Annotated in this window: 14 protein-coding genes; 9 read left to right on the forward strand and 5 right to left on the reverse strand. The window is 67.4% G+C overall.

All coding sequences use genetic code 11. The features are described 5' to 3' along the window. Positions 1-20: 20 nt before the first annotated feature. From HCU76_RS17975 to HCU76_RS17985, 3 genes are all read right to left on the reverse strand, one after another. Positions 21-875, reverse strand: a complete 855-nt coding sequence (locus HCU76_RS17975) for an energy transducer TonB (protein WP_218510204.1) — start codon at positions 873-875, stop codon at positions 21-23. Next, a complete protein-coding gene (locus tag HCU76_RS17980; RefSeq protein ID WP_218510205.1) occupies positions 872-2,926 on the reverse strand; it encodes a ribonuclease catalytic domain-containing protein in 2,055 nt (684 codons plus the stop codon). Before HCU76_RS17980 ends, HCU76_RS17975 begins: the two co-directional genes overlap by 4 nt. Before the next feature lie 79 nt (positions 2,927-3,005). Further along, positions 3,006-3,599 carry a YqiA/YcfP family alpha/beta fold hydrolase gene (locus tag HCU76_RS17985; RefSeq protein ID WP_213952959.1) on the reverse strand — a complete coding sequence of 198 codons (594 nt, stop codon included), beginning with the start codon at positions 3,597-3,599 and terminating at the stop codon, positions 3,006-3,008. Positions 3,600-3,803: 204 nt separating this feature from the next. Between HCU76_RS17985 and HCU76_RS17990 the strand changes: the two genes are divergently transcribed. From HCU76_RS17990 to HCU76_RS18020, 7 genes are all read left to right on the forward strand, one after another. Then, positions 3,804-4,559 carry a response regulator transcription factor gene (locus HCU76_RS17990; protein WP_218510206.1) on the forward strand — a complete coding sequence of 252 codons (756 nt, stop codon included), beginning with the start codon at positions 3,804-3,806 and terminating at the stop codon, positions 4,557-4,559. Continuing rightward, positions 4,559-6,385 (forward strand): histidine kinase, encoded by a 1,827-nt coding sequence (locus HCU76_RS17995; RefSeq protein WP_218510207.1) that lies wholly within the window; start codon positions 4,559-4,561, stop codon positions 6,383-6,385. Before HCU76_RS17990 ends, HCU76_RS17995 begins: the two co-directional genes overlap by 1 nt. 59 nt (positions 6,386-6,444) lie before the next feature. Next, on the forward strand, positions 6,445-7,422 hold the full coding sequence (locus HCU76_RS18000; RefSeq protein WP_218510208.1) for a tripartite tricarboxylate transporter substrate binding protein: 978 nt from the start codon (positions 6,445-6,447) through the stop codon (positions 7,420-7,422). Positions 7,423-7,494: 72 nt separating this feature from the next. Continuing rightward, the gene (gene rodA / locus HCU76_RS18005) at positions 7,495-8,649 is read left to right on the forward strand and encodes a rod shape-determining protein RodA (protein WP_213952963.1); all 1,155 of its coding nucleotides are present in this window, start codon (positions 7,495-7,497) and stop codon (positions 8,647-8,649) included. 81 nt (positions 8,650-8,730) lie between these two features. Next, positions 8,731-10,041: a serine hydrolase gene (locus HCU76_RS18010; RefSeq protein ID WP_218510209.1), complete on the forward strand. Its 1,311-nt coding sequence runs from the start codon at positions 8,731-8,733 to the stop codon at positions 10,039-10,041. Between the two features lie 198 nt (positions 10,042-10,239). After that, complete coding sequence (tldD, locus tag HCU76_RS18015) at positions 10,240-11,700, forward strand: metalloprotease TldD (protein WP_218510210.1); 1,461 nt, start codon at positions 10,240-10,242, stop codon at positions 11,698-11,700. A gap of 240 nt (positions 11,701-11,940) precedes the next feature. Continuing rightward, positions 11,941-13,062 carry a 3-deoxy-7-phosphoheptulonate synthase gene (locus HCU76_RS18020; protein ID WP_218510211.1) on the forward strand — a complete coding sequence of 374 codons (1,122 nt, stop codon included), beginning with the start codon at positions 11,941-11,943 and terminating at the stop codon, positions 13,060-13,062. A gap of 42 nt (positions 13,063-13,104) precedes the next feature. Here HCU76_RS18020 and HCU76_RS18025 read toward each other — a convergent pair whose 3' ends face one another. Next, complete coding sequence (locus tag HCU76_RS18025; RefSeq protein ID WP_213953301.1) at positions 13,105-13,614, reverse strand: cupin domain-containing protein; 510 nt, start codon at positions 13,612-13,614, stop codon at positions 13,105-13,107. Then, on the reverse strand, positions 13,611-15,056 hold the full coding sequence (gene mpl, locus HCU76_RS18030) for a UDP-N-acetylmuramate:L-alanyl-gamma-D-glutamyl-meso-diaminopimelate ligase (protein WP_213952967.1): 1,446 nt from the start codon (positions 15,054-15,056) through the stop codon (positions 13,611-13,613). The genes HCU76_RS18025 and mpl overlap by 4 nt, the downstream gene beginning before the upstream one ends. A 69-nt stretch (positions 15,057-15,125) precedes the next feature. Between mpl and HCU76_RS18035 the strand changes: the two genes are divergently transcribed. Both HCU76_RS18035 and HCU76_RS18040 read left to right on the forward strand, forming a co-directional pair. Beyond that, a complete protein-coding gene (locus HCU76_RS18035; RefSeq protein ID WP_218510266.1) occupies positions 15,126-15,728 on the forward strand; it encodes a hypothetical protein in 603 nt (200 codons plus the stop codon). Next, entirely contained in the window at positions 15,725-16,279 is a 555-nt protein-coding gene (locus HCU76_RS18040) for a TlpA disulfide reductase family protein (protein WP_218510212.1), read from the forward strand. Before HCU76_RS18035 ends, HCU76_RS18040 begins: the two co-directional genes overlap by 4 nt. Positions 16,280-16,379 lie beyond the last annotated feature (100 nt).

The raw sequence follows: 16,379 nt of genomic DNA on the forward strand, positions 1-16,379 counted from the left end.
AAGTCGCGATCAGAGTGCCGTCAGGGTGCGGAGGGCCGGGCCTCGAGCGTCTCGTCGCGGGTGAAACGGAAGCGGGAGGGCAGCACGATCTGGTCGGTCTGCCTGCGCATCGCGTCGGTGAACTTGCCGAAATTGCCGATGCTGCGCACGATCGCCTGGGCGCGCTTGTCGAGCACCGTGTTGCCGGAAGTCTCCACGATCTCCGCGCCGATGACGCTGCCGTCGTGGTTGATCGTGACCAGCATGGTCAGGGCGCCGTACAGCTTCTTGCCTGAGGCCTCGGGGAAGTTCTCGGTGCCGCGCGCCTCGATGCGCCGGCGCAGCGCATCCACATACATCGCGTAGGCGGCCTCGCGCGTGGCGGGGCTGATGTAGCGCTTCTTGGGCCGTGCGTTCTCTTCGTTCACCCGCTTCTCGATCTCGGCGAGCAGTTCGAGCAACTGGCGGCGCTGTTCCTCGCGGTCGCTGCTTTGCGCCGGGTCGCCCGAGTTGCGCGGATCGGGCAGGGGCATGGTGGCGAGTTGCTGCCGGATCTGCGCGAGCAGCAGTTGCTGCTGCGCCTGCATCGATTCGACCTGGCGCTGTGAATCCTCGGACGCATCGCCCACCGCGGTGAAGGCCGAGGGCGGCAACGGGCTGGTGGCGCGGCCGCGCTCCAGGTCGCCGCCGCCGGCCAGCGAGCGTTGCGCGATGGCCTGCGCCTTGTCGGGCTTCTCGTTGGTCGCCGCATTGACCAGGATGACCTCGAGCGCGGTCTCCTTGAACGCGCGGTCGAAGGCCTCGGGATCGGCAAATCGCACGGCCAGCAACACGCCGTGGGCGAGGATCGAGATCCCCAGCGCGATCTGCAGGACGCTGAAGTCGCGCAGGTTCATGCGGGCACGTTGTCCGGCGTGGCCTCGCTGTCCGCCATATCCACGGCGATGGCGATCGGGCCCGCGACTTCCTCTTCGTCGCCGCCGTCATCCTCGATGGCTGCCGCGTCGGGCGCCGCATCGAGCCGCGCCAGCACGGTGCCGTGCACGTCGAGCGCGATCTCGTCGATGTCGCCGAGCTTCACCCGCAGATGCGCCCCGCGCTCCTGCTGGCCGGCCACCGGGAACACCAGCGGCAGGTTGTCGGCGCGCACCAGCGCACCGTTCGGGAAGTCCTTCATCACGGTCGCGTCCAGTTCGGTGATGCCGTTCTGCTGCAGGTACTTGAGCGTCCAGAAGCGCTCCATGCCGGCCTGGTAGGCGTTGTAGGTGCTGTAGGCCGCATCGAAGCCCGAGAGGATCGAGAACAGGTCGGCGTCCTTGGGCTTGAACGGCGCGGCCAGCGCGGCGGTCTTGCCGTGGCGCGCGGCCGCGATGATCTGCCACTGGTTGACCAGGTCGGTGTAGCGGCGCAGCGGGGAAGTGCTCCACGCATAGCTCTTCACGCCGATGCCCGCATGAGGCGCCGGCCTGGTGCCCATGCGGACCTTCACACCCGGCGCCAGGCTGGCCTGGCTGCGGTAGAGGCCCGGCACGCCGAACTCGCCGAGCCAGCTGCCCCAGGTGCTGTTGGTCAGGATCATGGCCTCGGCCACGATGAGGTCCAGCGGCGCGCCACGGCGGCGGGTGCTGATGCTGACCTTTTCTTCACCGCTCGGCTCGCCGACATTCCCCTCAAGCCGGAAGTTGTAATCGGGCCGGTTGAAGTTCTCCGGCTTGCCGCGCACGACTTCGCGCTGCGCCTTCAGGCTGCGCGCCAGGCGGAACAGGAAGCCGAGCGGTTCGCGCAATTGCGTGGCCACCGCCGGCGCGTCGCCGTCGGGCACGCTGGCGTCGGTCAGCCATTCCTCGCTGACGAAGGCGTCGAGCTGGTCATGGCGCAGGTTGGCAACGATGGGCACGCGTTCCAGCTTCGTCTCGGTGCCCTTGAGTTCGAGCGAGCTCTCGTCGAAGGTCGCGTAGAGCGAGACGGCCGGGCAGTCGCGCCCTTCCTGCAGCGTGTACGCGTTCACGATGTCGTCCGGCAGCATCGTGATCTTGTAGCCCGGCATGTAGACCGTGGACATGCGGTTGCGCGCCACCTGGTCGATCGCGCTGCCGGGCACCAGCGCCAGTCCCGGCGCGGCGATGTGGATGCCGACGACGACCGTGCCGCTGCCCAGGCCCCGCACGGAGAGCGCATCGTCGATTTCCGTGGTCTGCGAATCGTCGATGGAAAAGGCCTGCACGCCCTCGGCCAGCGGCAGTGCGTCGGTGATCGCTGGCGCCTGCAGGGCCGGGAAGGCGGTGCCTTTGGGGAAGTTCTCGAACAGGAAGCGCTTCCAGTGGAACTGGTAGGCCGAGTCGATGGCCCCGGCGCGCTCCAGCAGTTCCAGCGGCGGCCGCTGCGAGGCGCGCGAGGCATCGACCACGGCGCGGTATTCGGGCGCGTTCTTGTCGGGCTTGAACAGGATCTTGTAGAGCTGGTCGCGCACCGGTGCCGGGCATGTGCCCTCGGCCAGTTGCTTCGCCCATTCGTCGATCTGCGCCTGCACCTGCTTCTTCTTCTCGATGGCCGCGAGCGCCTGCTGCACGATCTCCGCGGGCGCCTTCTTGAAGCGGCCCTTGCCGGCGCGGCGGAAGTAATGCGGCGCATCGAACAGGCCGAGCAGCGCGGCAGCCTGCTGCGCCAGCGTGGGCTTGTCCTGGAAATAGTCGGCCGCCAGGTCGGCGAAGCCGAACTCTCCCTCGGGCGAGAACTCCCAGGCGAGGTCGAGGTCCATGGTTGCAGCCAGGGCACGCGCCTCGCTGATCAACTCGGCCGGGCCGGGCTTCTCGAAGCGCAGCACGATGTTGGCGGCCTTGACCTTGACGCGCTTGCCGGTGTCGAGCTCGACCTGGGCCGAGGCTTCCGCCTCCGACAGCACGCGACCGCCAAGGTATTTGCCGGCTTCTTCAAACAATACAAACATGGTGACGATTGTCCCATGGGCCCGAGGCGTGAAAACCGAGGGCTTGTGCGCGGATTACCCCGAGGAGTCCGGGGGCGAACTACAGGTTCAGGAACGCCATGACCTCGTCCAGGTGCGCCCGTTCGAAATCCGACAGCGCGTGGTCGCCCTGGTTCAGCAGCTTGATGCGGCTGCCGGCATAGCGCGCCGACATCTCGCGCCAGTCGAGCACCTCGTCACCCTTGGCCACGATCGCGAAGCAGCGCTCCGGCCGCGGCAGCGCCCCCACTTCCAGCGCCTTCAGCTCGCCGATGTACTCCGGGCGGAAATGGAACTGCTGCGCCGGGTCATGCCACTGGGTCTGCGTGCCGATGTGGTGCGCCAGGTCGCGCGCCGGGTCGACCGCCGGGTTCAACAGCACCGCGGGGCAGCGGGTCATTCCAGCCACGTAGGTGGCGTAGAAGCCGCCCAGCGACGAGCCCACCACCGCCATCGACTCGCGCGGCCAGGACGCGATGCCGCGCATGACCATGTCGATGGCCTCGCGCGGCGAGGGCGGCAACTGCGGGCACCACCAGTGAACCTCCGGGTGCGATGCCGCGACGCGGCGCGCCATCACTTGCGCCTTGGTCGAGTTCGGAGACGAGCGGAAGCCGTGCAGGTATAGCAGATGGGTCGCGGGAAGATGTCGCATGCTATGAAATTTATAGCGGGTTATGCAGGGGCCACGGTCACTGCGCGCTGCTTTGTTCTGGAGGGAGGTGTCATCGTAGGGCGGGCGGGCGGACCCCGGCAGGAGCCCGTGCGGCTAGTTTGTAACAAGTGTCGACTCACTCCGCCTCGCCATGCATCCCATGAATTCGGCAGTCAACAATGTGTATTAACTGTTACTCGATTTATGCTCAGGCCCATGTCCCCCACAGAAACGACCTTGACATCGCCCTCGCCCTGGGGCGTCCTGGTCGTGGAGGACGACAACCATGCCCGCGCGTTCTTCGAGGCGAGCGTGCGGCGCAGCCCGCGGCTGCAGTGGCTTGGCGGCGCGGCCTCCGTGCGCGAGGCGCTGGACTGGCTCGACGGCGACGCGGTGGCTCCGGACGTGCTGCTGGTGGACCTCGGCCTGCCCGATGGCAGCGGACTCGACGTGATCTCGGCCGCCGTGGCCCGCTATCCGCAGTGCGAGCCCCTCGTGATCTCGGTCTTCGGCGACGAGGACAGCGTGCTCGCGAGCATCGAGGCCGGAGCACTTGGTTACATCCACAAGGACGCCGCGCCAGAGGACATCGCCCTCACCATCCTCGAGATGAAGGCCGGGGCCTCGCCGATCTCGCCGATGATCGCGCGGCGCGTGCTGGCGCGATACCGGCTGCTGCAGTCGGGCGGCCGGGCCGAGCCCGATGCGGCGCCCACCACGCCCCCGCCAGGCCCGGACGGCGCGGCGCGAGCGCTGCTCTCGCGCCGCGAGCAGGAGGTGCTGACGCTGATCGCCCGCGGCTTCTCGTACGCCGAGATCGCGCGCCTGCAAGGCCTCAGCGTGCACACGGTGCAAACCCACATCAAGCACCTCTACGGCAAGCTGGCGGTGCACTCCAAGAACGAGGCGGTCTTCGAGGCCATGCGCCTGGGCCTGCTGCACCACCCGGGCGCGCGCTGATGCGCGGCTGGCGCGCCGCGGCCATGGCGCTGCTGGTGTGCTGGGCCTGCGCCTTCGCGTCTGCCCACACCGGAGCGGCCGTCCTGGAATTGCGGCAGGGCAGCGTCAGCAGCACCGTCGATGGCCAGGCCACCACGGCGCCGGTGGAACTGCCCTACAACTGGGACCACGAACAACATGCGCGGCCCGGCATGGCCAGTTTCTCGCTGCCCTTCACGCTGCCCGGGCGGCCCGACGGCCCCTGGGCCCTGTACCTGCAACGCATCGGCAGCACCTTCGAAGTGCGCCTCAATGGCGAACTGCTGCGCGTGCATGGCGACCTGTCGCACGGCAACGGTGCGGACTATGCGAAGTCGCCGAGGTCGCTGATGATCCCGGCGCAACTGCTGCGCGCCGGCCCCAACCTGCTCGAAGTCCGCCTGCGGGCCGATTCCGGGCGCCGCGCCGGCTTGTCCCCGGTCCTGATCGGCCCGGCCGACGATGTGCTGGCGGCCTTCAGCGTCGACTACGCCTGGCGTTTCACCGGCTCCGTCCTGCTGGTGGGTTTCAGCGTCGTCGTCGGCGCCATCGCGCTGGCCTTGTGGCTCACGCAGTCCGACAGCGGCGTGACCGGCGGGCGCCGACGCGAACCCGTCTATTTCTGGGCCGCGCTGGCGGAATTCTGCTGGGCCTTGCGCGTGGCCGATGCCGCCATCGCCACGCCGCCGATCGGCTGGGTGGGCTGGGGCACGCTGATGACCGCCTGCTATTCGGGCTGGGCCGCGTCGGCGATGCTGTTCTGCCACCATGTCGCGGGCTGGGACCGGCACCCCCGCATGCGCTGGATGGGGTGGTCCATGGCCCTCATGTTCTTCGGCTCCATTGCCTGCTGCTGGATCTCGCTGAGCCGGGCCGACCCGCGCTGGCTGACCGCGTGGCTGGCGCTGGAGCTGGTCGGTGTGATCGGCTACATCGGCGTCTTTGTCGTGGCCACGGCGCGCCGGCCCGACACCGGGCGCGTGCTGGTCGGCTCGGCCGCGGTGCTGACCGTGCTGGTGGCGCTGCGCGACTGGGCCGTGATCCGCCTGAGCGACAGCTACGGTGAAACCACCTGGGTGCGCTACACATCGGTGTTCTTCGGCATCGCCTTGCTGGCCATCGTGCTCGAGCGCTTCCAGGCCGCCAGCACCCAGGCCAGGAACCTGCTCGGCACCCTGGCCGCCCGCGTGGCCGATCGGGAGCGCGAACTGGCCTCGACCTACGCCCGGCTCGACGCCGCCAGCCGCGAGCAGGCGCGCACGCTCGAGCGCGAACGCATCCTGCGCGACATGCACGACGGCGTCGGCTCGCACATCAGCGCGGCCATCCACCAGATCCAGTCCGGCCAGGCCCGGCCATCGGAGCTGATGCGCACGCTGCGCGATTCGCTGGACCAGCTCAAGCTGTCGATCGATGCGATCCACATGCCGCCCGGCGACGTGGGCGCGCTGCTGGCCGCGTTGCGCTACCGGCTGGAGCCGCGGCTGGCCGCGTCCAGCGTGGGGCTGGAGTGGGCGGTGGATGAGCTCGAACCCGTGGCGCGCCTGGACGCCCCTGCCATGCGGCAACTGCAATTCCTGCTGTTCGAGGTCATCTCCAACGTGCTGCAGCACGCCGGCGCCAGCGTGCTGCGCATCGAGGCCGCGATGCACGAGGGCGTGCTGCGATTGCGCGCCGTGGACAACGGCCGCGGCTTCGACGCCAGCCAGCCGCCGCGCGCCCTGCGCCAGCGCGCGCAGGCCATCGGCGCGCACCTGGCGCTGGAAAGCCAGCCGGGGCGGACGGTGGTACAGCTCGCCTTTCCGTGACGGCGGCCCCGGCAGGCGCGTTTCCTGCTAACTGCGGTCAGCACTTTCCAGAGGACGCCATGAACCGCTTCAACCCCTCGCGGCGCACCGCGCTGCATTGGCTCGCAGCCAGCGCTGCCGCAGCCACTTTCCCCGCCTACGCACAATGGCCGGACCGGCCCATCCGGATCGTCGTGACTTTCCCTCCGGGTGGCTCGAGCGACGTGCTGGCCCGCCTCATGGCGGAGCAACTGGGCAAGAAGCTGGGGCAGCCGGTCGTCGTCGACAACAAGCCCGGCGCGGGAGGCACCATTGGCGGCACGCTCGTGGCCACGGCGCCGCCGGATGGCTATACGCTGCTGCTCTCCAACACGACGCCCATCGCGCTCGGCCCGTTCACCCTGGAGAAGCAGCCCTACGATCCGGTGGGTGACTTCACCCACATGGCCTACCTGGGCGCCGCGCCGCTCGTCATCATGGCCAGCAAGCCCTCCGGCATCAAGACCTATGCAGAGTTCGAGGACGTCGCCAGGAAGCAGGGACGCATGGACTTCGGCTCCGGCGGCCCCGGCTCCATCGGGCACATCCACGGCGAATTGCTCAAGAAGACGACCGGCTTGAACATGGTGCACGTGCCCTATCGCGGCGGCGCGCCGATGACCACCGACCTGATCGCCAACACCATCCCGATCGGCATCGATGTCATCACCTCGTACATCCCCTTCTTCAAGGGCGGGCAGCTTGTTCCCCTGGCAGTGACAAGCGCTCAGCGCGCGCCGCTGATGCCTGAGGTGCCCACCATCGTGGAGTTGAAGCAGCCCAAGCTGGTTCTCGAGAACTTCTTCGGCCTGTCCGGCCCGCCCAGGATGCCTGCCGACGTGGTGGCCCGGATCAACTCGGCATGCAATGAAGTGCTGGTGATGCCCGATATCCAGAAGAAGTTGACGGAACTGGCCATCGTGGCAAAGCCGGAGACGCTCGCAATGTTCAATGACTTCGTGAAAGAACAGGTGGCTGTGTTGGGCCCGACGGTCAAGGCCGCGGGAATCAAGCTTTAGCGGGCGTTTCCAAGCGGCGCATGCTGCCTCCCCGCGGTCATTCGCGGGTGGGCGGGGCGATAATTGCGCCCCATGTCGGCCGTCTTCCAGCAACCTTCCCTCGCGCGCCGCATCGCGCCCATCTTCCAGGGCTTCGATGGCTACCTGGCCTTCGCCGTGCTGCTCTTGGTTTGCGCGGGCTTGGTCACGATGTATTCGTCCGGCTATGACCACGGAACGCGCTTCATCGACCACGGCCGCAACATGCTGCTGGCGGCGTTCATCATGTTCGTGGTGGCGCAGATACCGCCGCAGCGCTTGATGGCGTTCGCGGTGCCGCTCTACACCGTGGGCGTCGCGCTGCTGATCGCGGTGGCGGTGTTCGGCATCACCAAGAAAGGCGCGAGGCGCTGGATCAACGTCGGCGTGGTCATCCAGCCCAGCGAAATCCTCAAGATCGCCATGCCGCTGATGCTGGCCTGGTGGTTCCAGCGCCGCGAAGGCCAGTTGCGGCCGCTCGACTTCATCGTGGCCACCGTGCTGCTGGGGGTGCCGGTCGGCCTCATCATGAAGCAGCCCGACCTCGGCACCGCGCTGCTGGTCCTGGCGGCGGGCATGTCGGTGATCTTCTTCGCGGGGCTGTCGTGGAAGCTGATCGTGCCGCCGGTGGTGATCGGCCTCGTCGCGGTGGCGCTGATCGTCGGCTACGAATCGACGCTGTGCGCAGACGGCTTCGACTGGCGCGTGCTGCACGACTACCAGAAGCAGCGCATCTGCACGTTGCTCGATCCGACCAAGGACCCGCTCGGCAAGGGCTTCCACATCATCCAGGGCATGATCGCCATCGGCTCGGGCGGCATCGGCGGCAAGGGCTTCATGCAGGGCACGCAGACGCACCTTGAGTTCGTGCCCGAGCGCACCACCGACTTCATCTTCGCGGCCTATTCCGAGGAATTCGGGCTGGTCGGCAACGCGTTCCTGATCGTCTCCTTCGTCTTCCTGATCTTCCGCGGACTGGCCATCGCGATGGACGCGCCCACGCTGTTCTCGCGCCTGCTGGCCGGCTCAGTCACGATGATCTTCTTCACCTACGCCTTCGTGAACATGGGCATGGTGAGCGGCATCCTGCCGGTGGTAGGCGTGCCCTTGCCCTTCATCAGCTATGGCGGCACGGCGATGGTCACGCTGGGACTGGCGCTGGGCATCCTGATGTCGATCTCGCGCGCGCGGCGGCTGATGCAGTCGTAGCAATGTCCCCGGCGCGATAGCCTCGGGCCCCGGCACCGGCTTCAATCGGTGCGCATTCCCCAAAATCAACGGAGACAAGACATGGCGTTCCTCATCGCCCGCGCGAGCGCGGGCATTGCACTGGCCGCGGCCACCGCATTCAGCATGGCACAGACACCTCCCGCGCCGCTCTCGTCCACCGACAGCGACCCCGTCAAGCTCGGCTGGATGCAGGGCTCGCCAGCGCCGGCCGACAAGCAGGTCAGCTTCCAGAACGCCGGCCAGTTCCCGCAGGTCCGCTGGGCCCTGCAGCACATGCGTGAACTCGTGCCCAGCCGCAACGTCTGGCGCGGCTCGGGCGCGGCCACCGAACTGCCGCGCGCCGAGCGCGACTGGTCGGGCTTCACCTTCACGGACGATCGCGGTCAGAAGGTCGGCATCGATGCCTATGCCGAGCGCAGCTACACCGACGCCATCGTCGTGCTGCACAAGGGCCGCGTGGTGCTGGAGCGCTACTGGAGCGGCATGACGCCGAACACGCCGCACGCGGTGTTCTCGGTCACCAAGTCCCTCACCGGCGTGCTGGCCTCGCAACTCATCGCCGAAGGCAAGCTCGACCCGAACGCGAAGGTGTCGAGCTACATCCCCGAACTCGCCGGCACCGCGTGGGAAGACGCGACCGTCCAGCAGACGCTCGACATGACGGCCGGCGTCAAGTTCCGCGAGGACTATGCGGATCCGACCTCCGAGGTGAACCAGTACGCGATGTCCTCAGGCCTGGTGCCGACGCCGCCGACCTGGAACGGCCCGCGCGACACCATCACCTTCCTGAAGACCTTGAAGAAGGAGGGCGAGCACGGCGCCGGCTTCAGCTACAAGACCGTCCACTCCGAGATCATCGGCTGGCTGGTGAACCGGGTCACGGGCAAGCCGTTCTCGCAAAACCTCAGCGAGCGCGTCTGGAGCCGCATGGGGGCCGAGAACGACGCCTCCATCAACATCGACCGCCTCGGCTTCGAGTCGATGGGCTCCGGCTTCAACGCCACCGCGCGCGACCTGGCCCGCTTCGGCGAGATGCTGCGCAACGACGGGCAGGTCGGCGGCGTGTTCAGCCGGCAGCAGTTGGTCTCCAAGGCGGCGGTCGACATGATCCGCGCCGGTGGCGACCGCGAGAAGTTCAAGGCCGGCAACCAGGCTGCGCGCCCCGGCTACTCGTACCGCAACCAGTGGTGGATCCTGCACAACGCCGACGGCGCATTCGAGGCCTCGGGCATCTACGGCCAGTACATCCACGTCAACCCGAAGGCCGAAGTGGTGATCGTCAGGCTCGGCTCCACGCCCGGCGCGGCAAACGGCCCGCTGCACGGCTTGCATATGCGCGCCTTCCAGGCCATCGCCGACACGGTGCGCTGAAGCAATCGGACAGCCGAACGCAGAAGAAAGACAAAAGTACGCAGAAGTCGCAGAAGGGCAATCCAAGATTATTTTGGTATTCCTTTTGCGACTTCTGCGAAACCTTTGCGACTTCTGCGTTCGGCTGCCCGCATCCGGCTGCCCCGTGCGCTAATCCCCCGGCACACAGCGATCATCGGCGCGAGCAATAATGCCCCGATGATCTCCCGCGAACCCACCATCGAGCGCCTCGCCACGGCGCAAAGCCTCCTGCTCACGCCTTTCGGACTCGACGAGTCCCACCTGTCGCGTGCGCTGGCCGAGATCACCGCGCACAAGGTGGACGACGCCGACCTCTACTTCCAGTACACGCGCAGCGAAGGCTGGAGCCTGGAAGAGGGCATCGTGAAGACCGGCAGCTTCAGCATCGACCAGGGCGTCGGCGTGCGCGCGGTCAGCGGCGAGAAGACGGCCTTCGCCTATTCGGACGACATTTCCGAAGCCTCGCTGCTGGACGCCGCGCGCACGGTCCGCTCGATCTCCTCCGCCGGCCGCTCGGCCCGTGTGAAGGCGCCGGTGCGCAAGATCGCCTCCAGCCGCTCGCTCTACAACGGCATCGACCCGATCTCCACGCTGGACAGCACCGCCAAGGTCGAACTGCTCGGCCGGGTCGAGAAGCTGGCCCGCGCGCGGGACCCGCGCGTGTCGCAAGTGATGGCCGGGCTCGCCAGCGAATACGACGTGGTGCTGGTAGCCCGCGCCGATGGCACGCTCGCCGCGGACGTGCGCCCGCTGGTGCGACTGTCCGTCACCGTCATCGCCGAGCAGAACGGCCGCCGCGAAATGGGTTCGGGCGGTGGCGGCGGCCGCTTCGGCCTGGCTTACTTCGACGAAGCCCATATTGCCGAGTACGTCGAGCAGGCGGTCAGCGCCGCGCTCGTGAATCTCGAATCGCGCCCCGCACCCGCCGGCGAGATGACCGTGGTCCTCGGCCCTGGCTGGCCAGGCATCCTGTTGCACGAAGCCATCGGCCACGGCCTGGAAGGCGACTTCAACCGCAAGGGTTCGAGCGCGTTTTCGGGCCGCATCGGCCAGCGCGTCGCGGCCAAGGGCGTCACTGTGCTGGACGACGGCACCATCGCCGACCGCCGCGGTTCGCTCAACGTGGACGACGAGGGCAACGCCAGCCAGCGCAACGTCCTGATCGAGGACGGCATCCTCAAAGGTTACATCCAGGACTCGCTCAACGCGCGCCTCATGAAGGTCAAGCCCACCGGCAACGGCCGCCGCGAAAGCTATGCCCACGTACCGATGCCGCGCATGACCAACACCTACATGCTCGGCGGCAAGAAGGACCCGAAGGAAATCGTGGCCAGCATCAAGAAGGGCCTCTACGCCACGAACTTCGGCGGTGGCCAGGTCGACATCACCAGCGGCAAGTTCGTGTTCTCCGCGAGCGAGGCCTACTGGGTTGAAAACGGCAAGATCCAGTACCCGGTGAAGGGCGCGACCATCGTCGGCAACGGCCCCGATGCGCTCACGCGCGTGACCATGATCGGCAACGACATGGCGCTCGATTCGGGCGTGGGTACCTGCGGCAAGGAAGGGCAGAGCGTGCCGGTCGGGGTGGGGCAGCCCACGCTGCGCATCGACGGCCTGACCGTCGGCGGCACCGCCTGAGCAGGCGATCCCGGCGGTCCGGCTGAGCCAGATCCGCGGTTTCCCGCCAGCAACTCTTGTGCTACATTCGCCACCCATGTCTTCGCGCGCAGCTTACTTTTTTTCGTACTTTTGGTTCCGGATGTCCGGCGGCCTAGAGGCGAGCGCGTAGAACACAGACGCACACCCCCCAAAGACCGCCGGCGCTCACGCCCCGGCGGTTTTTTTATGCCTTCTCGAAATCCAACCTGGAGCAACACGATGACCCCACCCAACACCCAGCAGCCCGGCGACAGCTGGTATGCGAGCGTCGAAAAGACCAGCCAGACCGACGACGAACGCATCAAGGACATCAACGTGTTGCCCCCTCCCGAACATCTGATCCGCTTCTTCCCGATCCGCGGGACGCCGGTCGAGACGCTGATCACCGGCACGCGCCGCGCGATCCACAACATCATGGCGGGCAAGGACGACCGGCTGCTGGTGGTCATGGGCCCGTGCTCCATCCACGACCCTGCGGCCGCAATCGACTACGCTCGCCGGCTCAAGGTCGAGCGCGAGAAATACGCCGATTCGCTGGAGATCGTGATGCGCGTCTACTTCGAGAAACCGCGGACCACGGTCGGCTGGAAGGGCCTCATCAACGACCCGTACCTCGACGAGAGCTACCGCATCGACGAAGGCCTGCGCATGGCGCGCCAGTTGCTCATCGATATCAACCGCCTCGGCCTGCCGGCCGGCAGCGAATTCCTCGACGTGATCTCGCCGCAGTACATCGGCGACCTGATCTCTTGGGGGGCGATCGGCGCGCGCACCACCGAAAGCCAGGTGCATCGCGAACTGGCCTCGGGCCTGTCGGCGCCAATCGGCTTCAAGAACGGCACGGACGGCAACATCCGTATCGCCACCGACGCGATCCAGGCGGCGGCGCGCGGGCACCACTTCCTCTCGGTGCACAAGAACGGCCAGGTCGCGATCGTCCAGACCAACGGCAACCGGGATTGCCACGTCATCCTGCGCGGGGGCAAGGCGCCCAACTATGACGCGGCCAGCGTGGCCGAAGCCTGCAAGGACCTCGAAGCGGCCAAGTTGCCGCCCACGTTGATGGTGGACTGCAGCCATGCCAACAGCTCCAAGCAGCACCAGAAGCAGATCGACGTGGCGCGAGACATCGCAGCGCAGATCGGCGGGGGGAGCAAGCGCGTGTTCGGCGTGATGATCGAGAGCCATCTGATTGCCGGCGCACAGAAGTTCACGCCCGGCAAGGACAAGATCGCCGGCCTCGAATACGGCAAGAGCATCACCGATGCGTGCATCGGCTGGGACGATTCAGCCGCAGTGCTTGAAACGCTGTCCCAGGCGGTCAAGCAGCGCCGCGGCTGAGGGCCCTTGTGGCGCAGCGCCTTGGGCACATTCCGGGGTGCATCAGATCAGGCTGGCCAGTTCCGGCCAATGATGGCGCAGGACTGCGGCTTCGTCGCCGTCCGGCGCCATGAGCGAGAAGTCCGCGAAGTCGAAGCCCGGCGCAACCATGCAGGCGGCCAGGCTGTAGTCGCCGCTGCTGTGCGCGACGAGCGGCCGCGCGGCCTGCCACTGGCCGGCAGGCACCATTTGCTGCGGCCGCGTGCCATGCGCGTCGACCGGCCCAAGGCGCGCATGGGCAGGCGCGGTGCGCAAGGCAGCGTCGCAGGTCCAGAGCGCGATCGGCACGCCTTCGAGGTGGACCCACACCTCATCGGACAGCACCCGGTGCCACCGCGACTGCTGCCCCGCTTCGAGCAGGAAATAGATGCTGGTCAGCGCGTCGCGCCGCGGCCGGCCTTGCTGCGGGTCCACCTGCCCCGTCGAGCGGAACACTTCGCGATACCAGCCACCTTCCGGATGCCGCTGCAGCCGAAGCACTTCGATCAATTCTTGCGCACGCATGGCGTTCAGCTCCCCCCGTCCAGGGCCGACAGGAGCTTTTCGTGGATGCCGCCGAAGCCGCCGTTGCTCATGCAGACGATGTGGTCGCCCGGCCGTGCTGCGTACACCACTTGCGCGACCAGCGGCGCAATCTCGCCGGCCACCTGCGCGCGTGCGCCCATCGGCGACAGCGCCGCGGCAGCATCCCAGCCGAGTCCGGCCGTGTGGCAGAACGCGAGGTCGGCCTGTTCCAGGCTCCACGGCAATTGCGCGGCCATGGCGCCGAGCTTCATCGTGTTGCTGCGTGGCTCGAACACGGCCAGGATGCGGTCGGGCCGGTTTCCGCGGGCATCGAGCTGGCGGCGCAGGCCGTCGAGCGTGGTGTGGATGGCTGTTGGATGGTGCGCGAAGTCGTCATACACCGAGATCGCGCCGCCATTGCGCTCCACGGTGCCACGTAATTCCATGCGCCGGCGCACGTTGCGGAAGGATGCGAGCGCGGCGGCTGCTTCCGCCGGCGGCACGCCCAGATGGTCCGCCGCCGCGATGGCGGCCAGCGCGTTCATCTGGTTGTGCAGGCCCGAGAGCGCCCATTCCACGCGTCCGACCACCTCGCCCTGGCGCAGCACGTCGAAGGCATCGTGAGATCCGCTCGCCTGCCACTCGCCGCCTGCACCAAAACGCGCCAGTTCGCTCCAGCAGCCCTGGGCCAGCACGCGGCGCAGGCTGTCTTCCGTTGCGTTGGCGACCACGCGGCCGCTGGCGGGCACCGTGCGCAGCAGATGGTGAAACTGCCGTTCGATGGCGGCCAGGTCATCGAAGATGTCGGCGTGGTCGAACTCGAGGTTGTTCAGCACCGCGGTCCGCGGCCGGTAGTGCACGAACTTGCTGCGCTTGTCGAAGAAGGCGGTGTCGTATTCGTCGGCCTCTATGACGAACGGAGCCCCCATGCGCGCCAACTCGTGCGACTGGTCGCCGACCGAGCCCGGTCCGCCCGCGCCCAGCCGCGCCGACACCTCGAAATTCAACGGGACCCCACCCACGAGGAAGCCCGGCGCGCGGCCAGTGGCTTCGAGAACCCAGGCGAGCATCGATGTTGTCGTTGTCTTGCCGTGCGTGCCGGCCACCGCCAGCACGTGCCGGCCCTGCAGCACCTCTTCGGCCAGCCATTGCGGGCCGCTGGTGTAGCGCAGGCCGGCGTCGAGGATCGCTTCCATGAGCGGGAACTTGGCGCTGCCGTCGTCCAGCCGTGCGCGCGACACCACGTTTCCAACCACGAAGACATCGGGCTTGAGCGCCAGCTGCTCCGCGCCGAAGCCTTCGATCAAGTCGATGCCAAGTGCGCGCAACTGGTCGCTCATCGGCGGATAGACGCCGGCATCGCAACCCGTGACCTTGTGGCCGGCCTCTCGCGCCAGCGCCGCGACGCCGCCCATGAACGTGCCGCAGATGCCCAGAATATGAATATGCATCGGTCGATTTTAGGGATGCGCCCGACCGCGACGCCTGTGTGCAAGCCGCCTTGCGGGCAGAATGCCGGCATGGATATGTCCAAGCGTGAAATCGCCGCTGCCGCCGCGCGCCTGGTGGTCGAGGAAGGGCTCGAGTACGGGCCGGCGAAGCGTCGCGCGCTGCGCGATCTCGGGCTGCCCCAGCGCACCGCCTTGCCCAACAACGACGAGGTCGAAACCGAGGTTCGCGACTACCTCGCGCTCTATTGCGCCGACACCCAGCCCGCCGAATTGCGCGTGTTGCGTGAACTGGCCCTTCAATGGATGGAGCGGATGGCGCCGTTCAGGCCGCATGTCGGCGGTGCGGTGTGGCACGGCACGGCGACCCGCTTGTCCGACATCTACATCCAGCTTTTTTGCGACGACTCGAAGTCGGCCGAGATTTCGTTGATCGACCACCATGTCGACTACGAACCCCGCATGGTCACGGGCTTCCATGGCGAGCAGGTCGAGGCGTTGAGCGTGCACGCCCCCTGCCGCCCGCTCGGTGAGGAAATCGGCGTCCACCTGCTTGTCTACGACCTGGACGATTTGCGCGGCGCGCTCAAGCCCGACGCGCAGGGACGCGCGCCGCGGGGCGATCTGAGCGCATTGCGACGGGTGATTGAACTGGAAAGAGCAGGCAGGGAATGAACGACAGTCCGGATCCGGGCCGGCGTGGCTGGCTTTTCGGTGGCGTGGCGTTGCTGGCCGCAGCGGCCGGCGCCGGCGGCGCCTGGTGGAAAGGGCGCCCAGGTACGTCCGACGCGAATGAGCCGATGGACGCGGCGTTCTGGGCGCGGCGTTTCGAGCGTCCGGAAGGCGGCGAAGTGGACTTCGCGGCGCTGCGCGGCAAACCGCTGCTGGTCAATTTCTGGGCGACATGGTGTCCGCCCTGCATTGAAGAACTGCCGATGGTTGATCGTTTCTTTCGCGATCAGGCGGCCAACGGCTGGCAAGTGATCGGTTTGGCCATCGATCAGCCGAGCGCGGTACGCAAGTTCCTGGAGCGCACGCCGGTATCCTTTCCCATCGGCCTTGCCGGCATGGAAGGTACGGAGTTGCTGCGCCAGCTTGGCAATACGGGTGGCGGCTTGCCGTTCACAATGGTTGTCAACGCAGAAGGCGGCGTGGCCGCACGTAAGATGGGCAAACTCGAACCCGCGGACCTCGATGCCTGGCGACGAGCGTCCGTTCACGGCTAGAATCCGCCCATAACGCGGCATTTGGCACTAAAACGCCAACAATCGCCGATTTTCAGGCGAGTTGATACATATGACCGGCAAAAGCTGGCGCTTGGAGGCC

This window comes from Variovorax sp. dw_308 (assembly GCF_019207085.1).
Taxonomy (GTDB): Bacteria; Pseudomonadota; Gammaproteobacteria; order Burkholderiales; family Burkholderiaceae_C; genus Variovorax.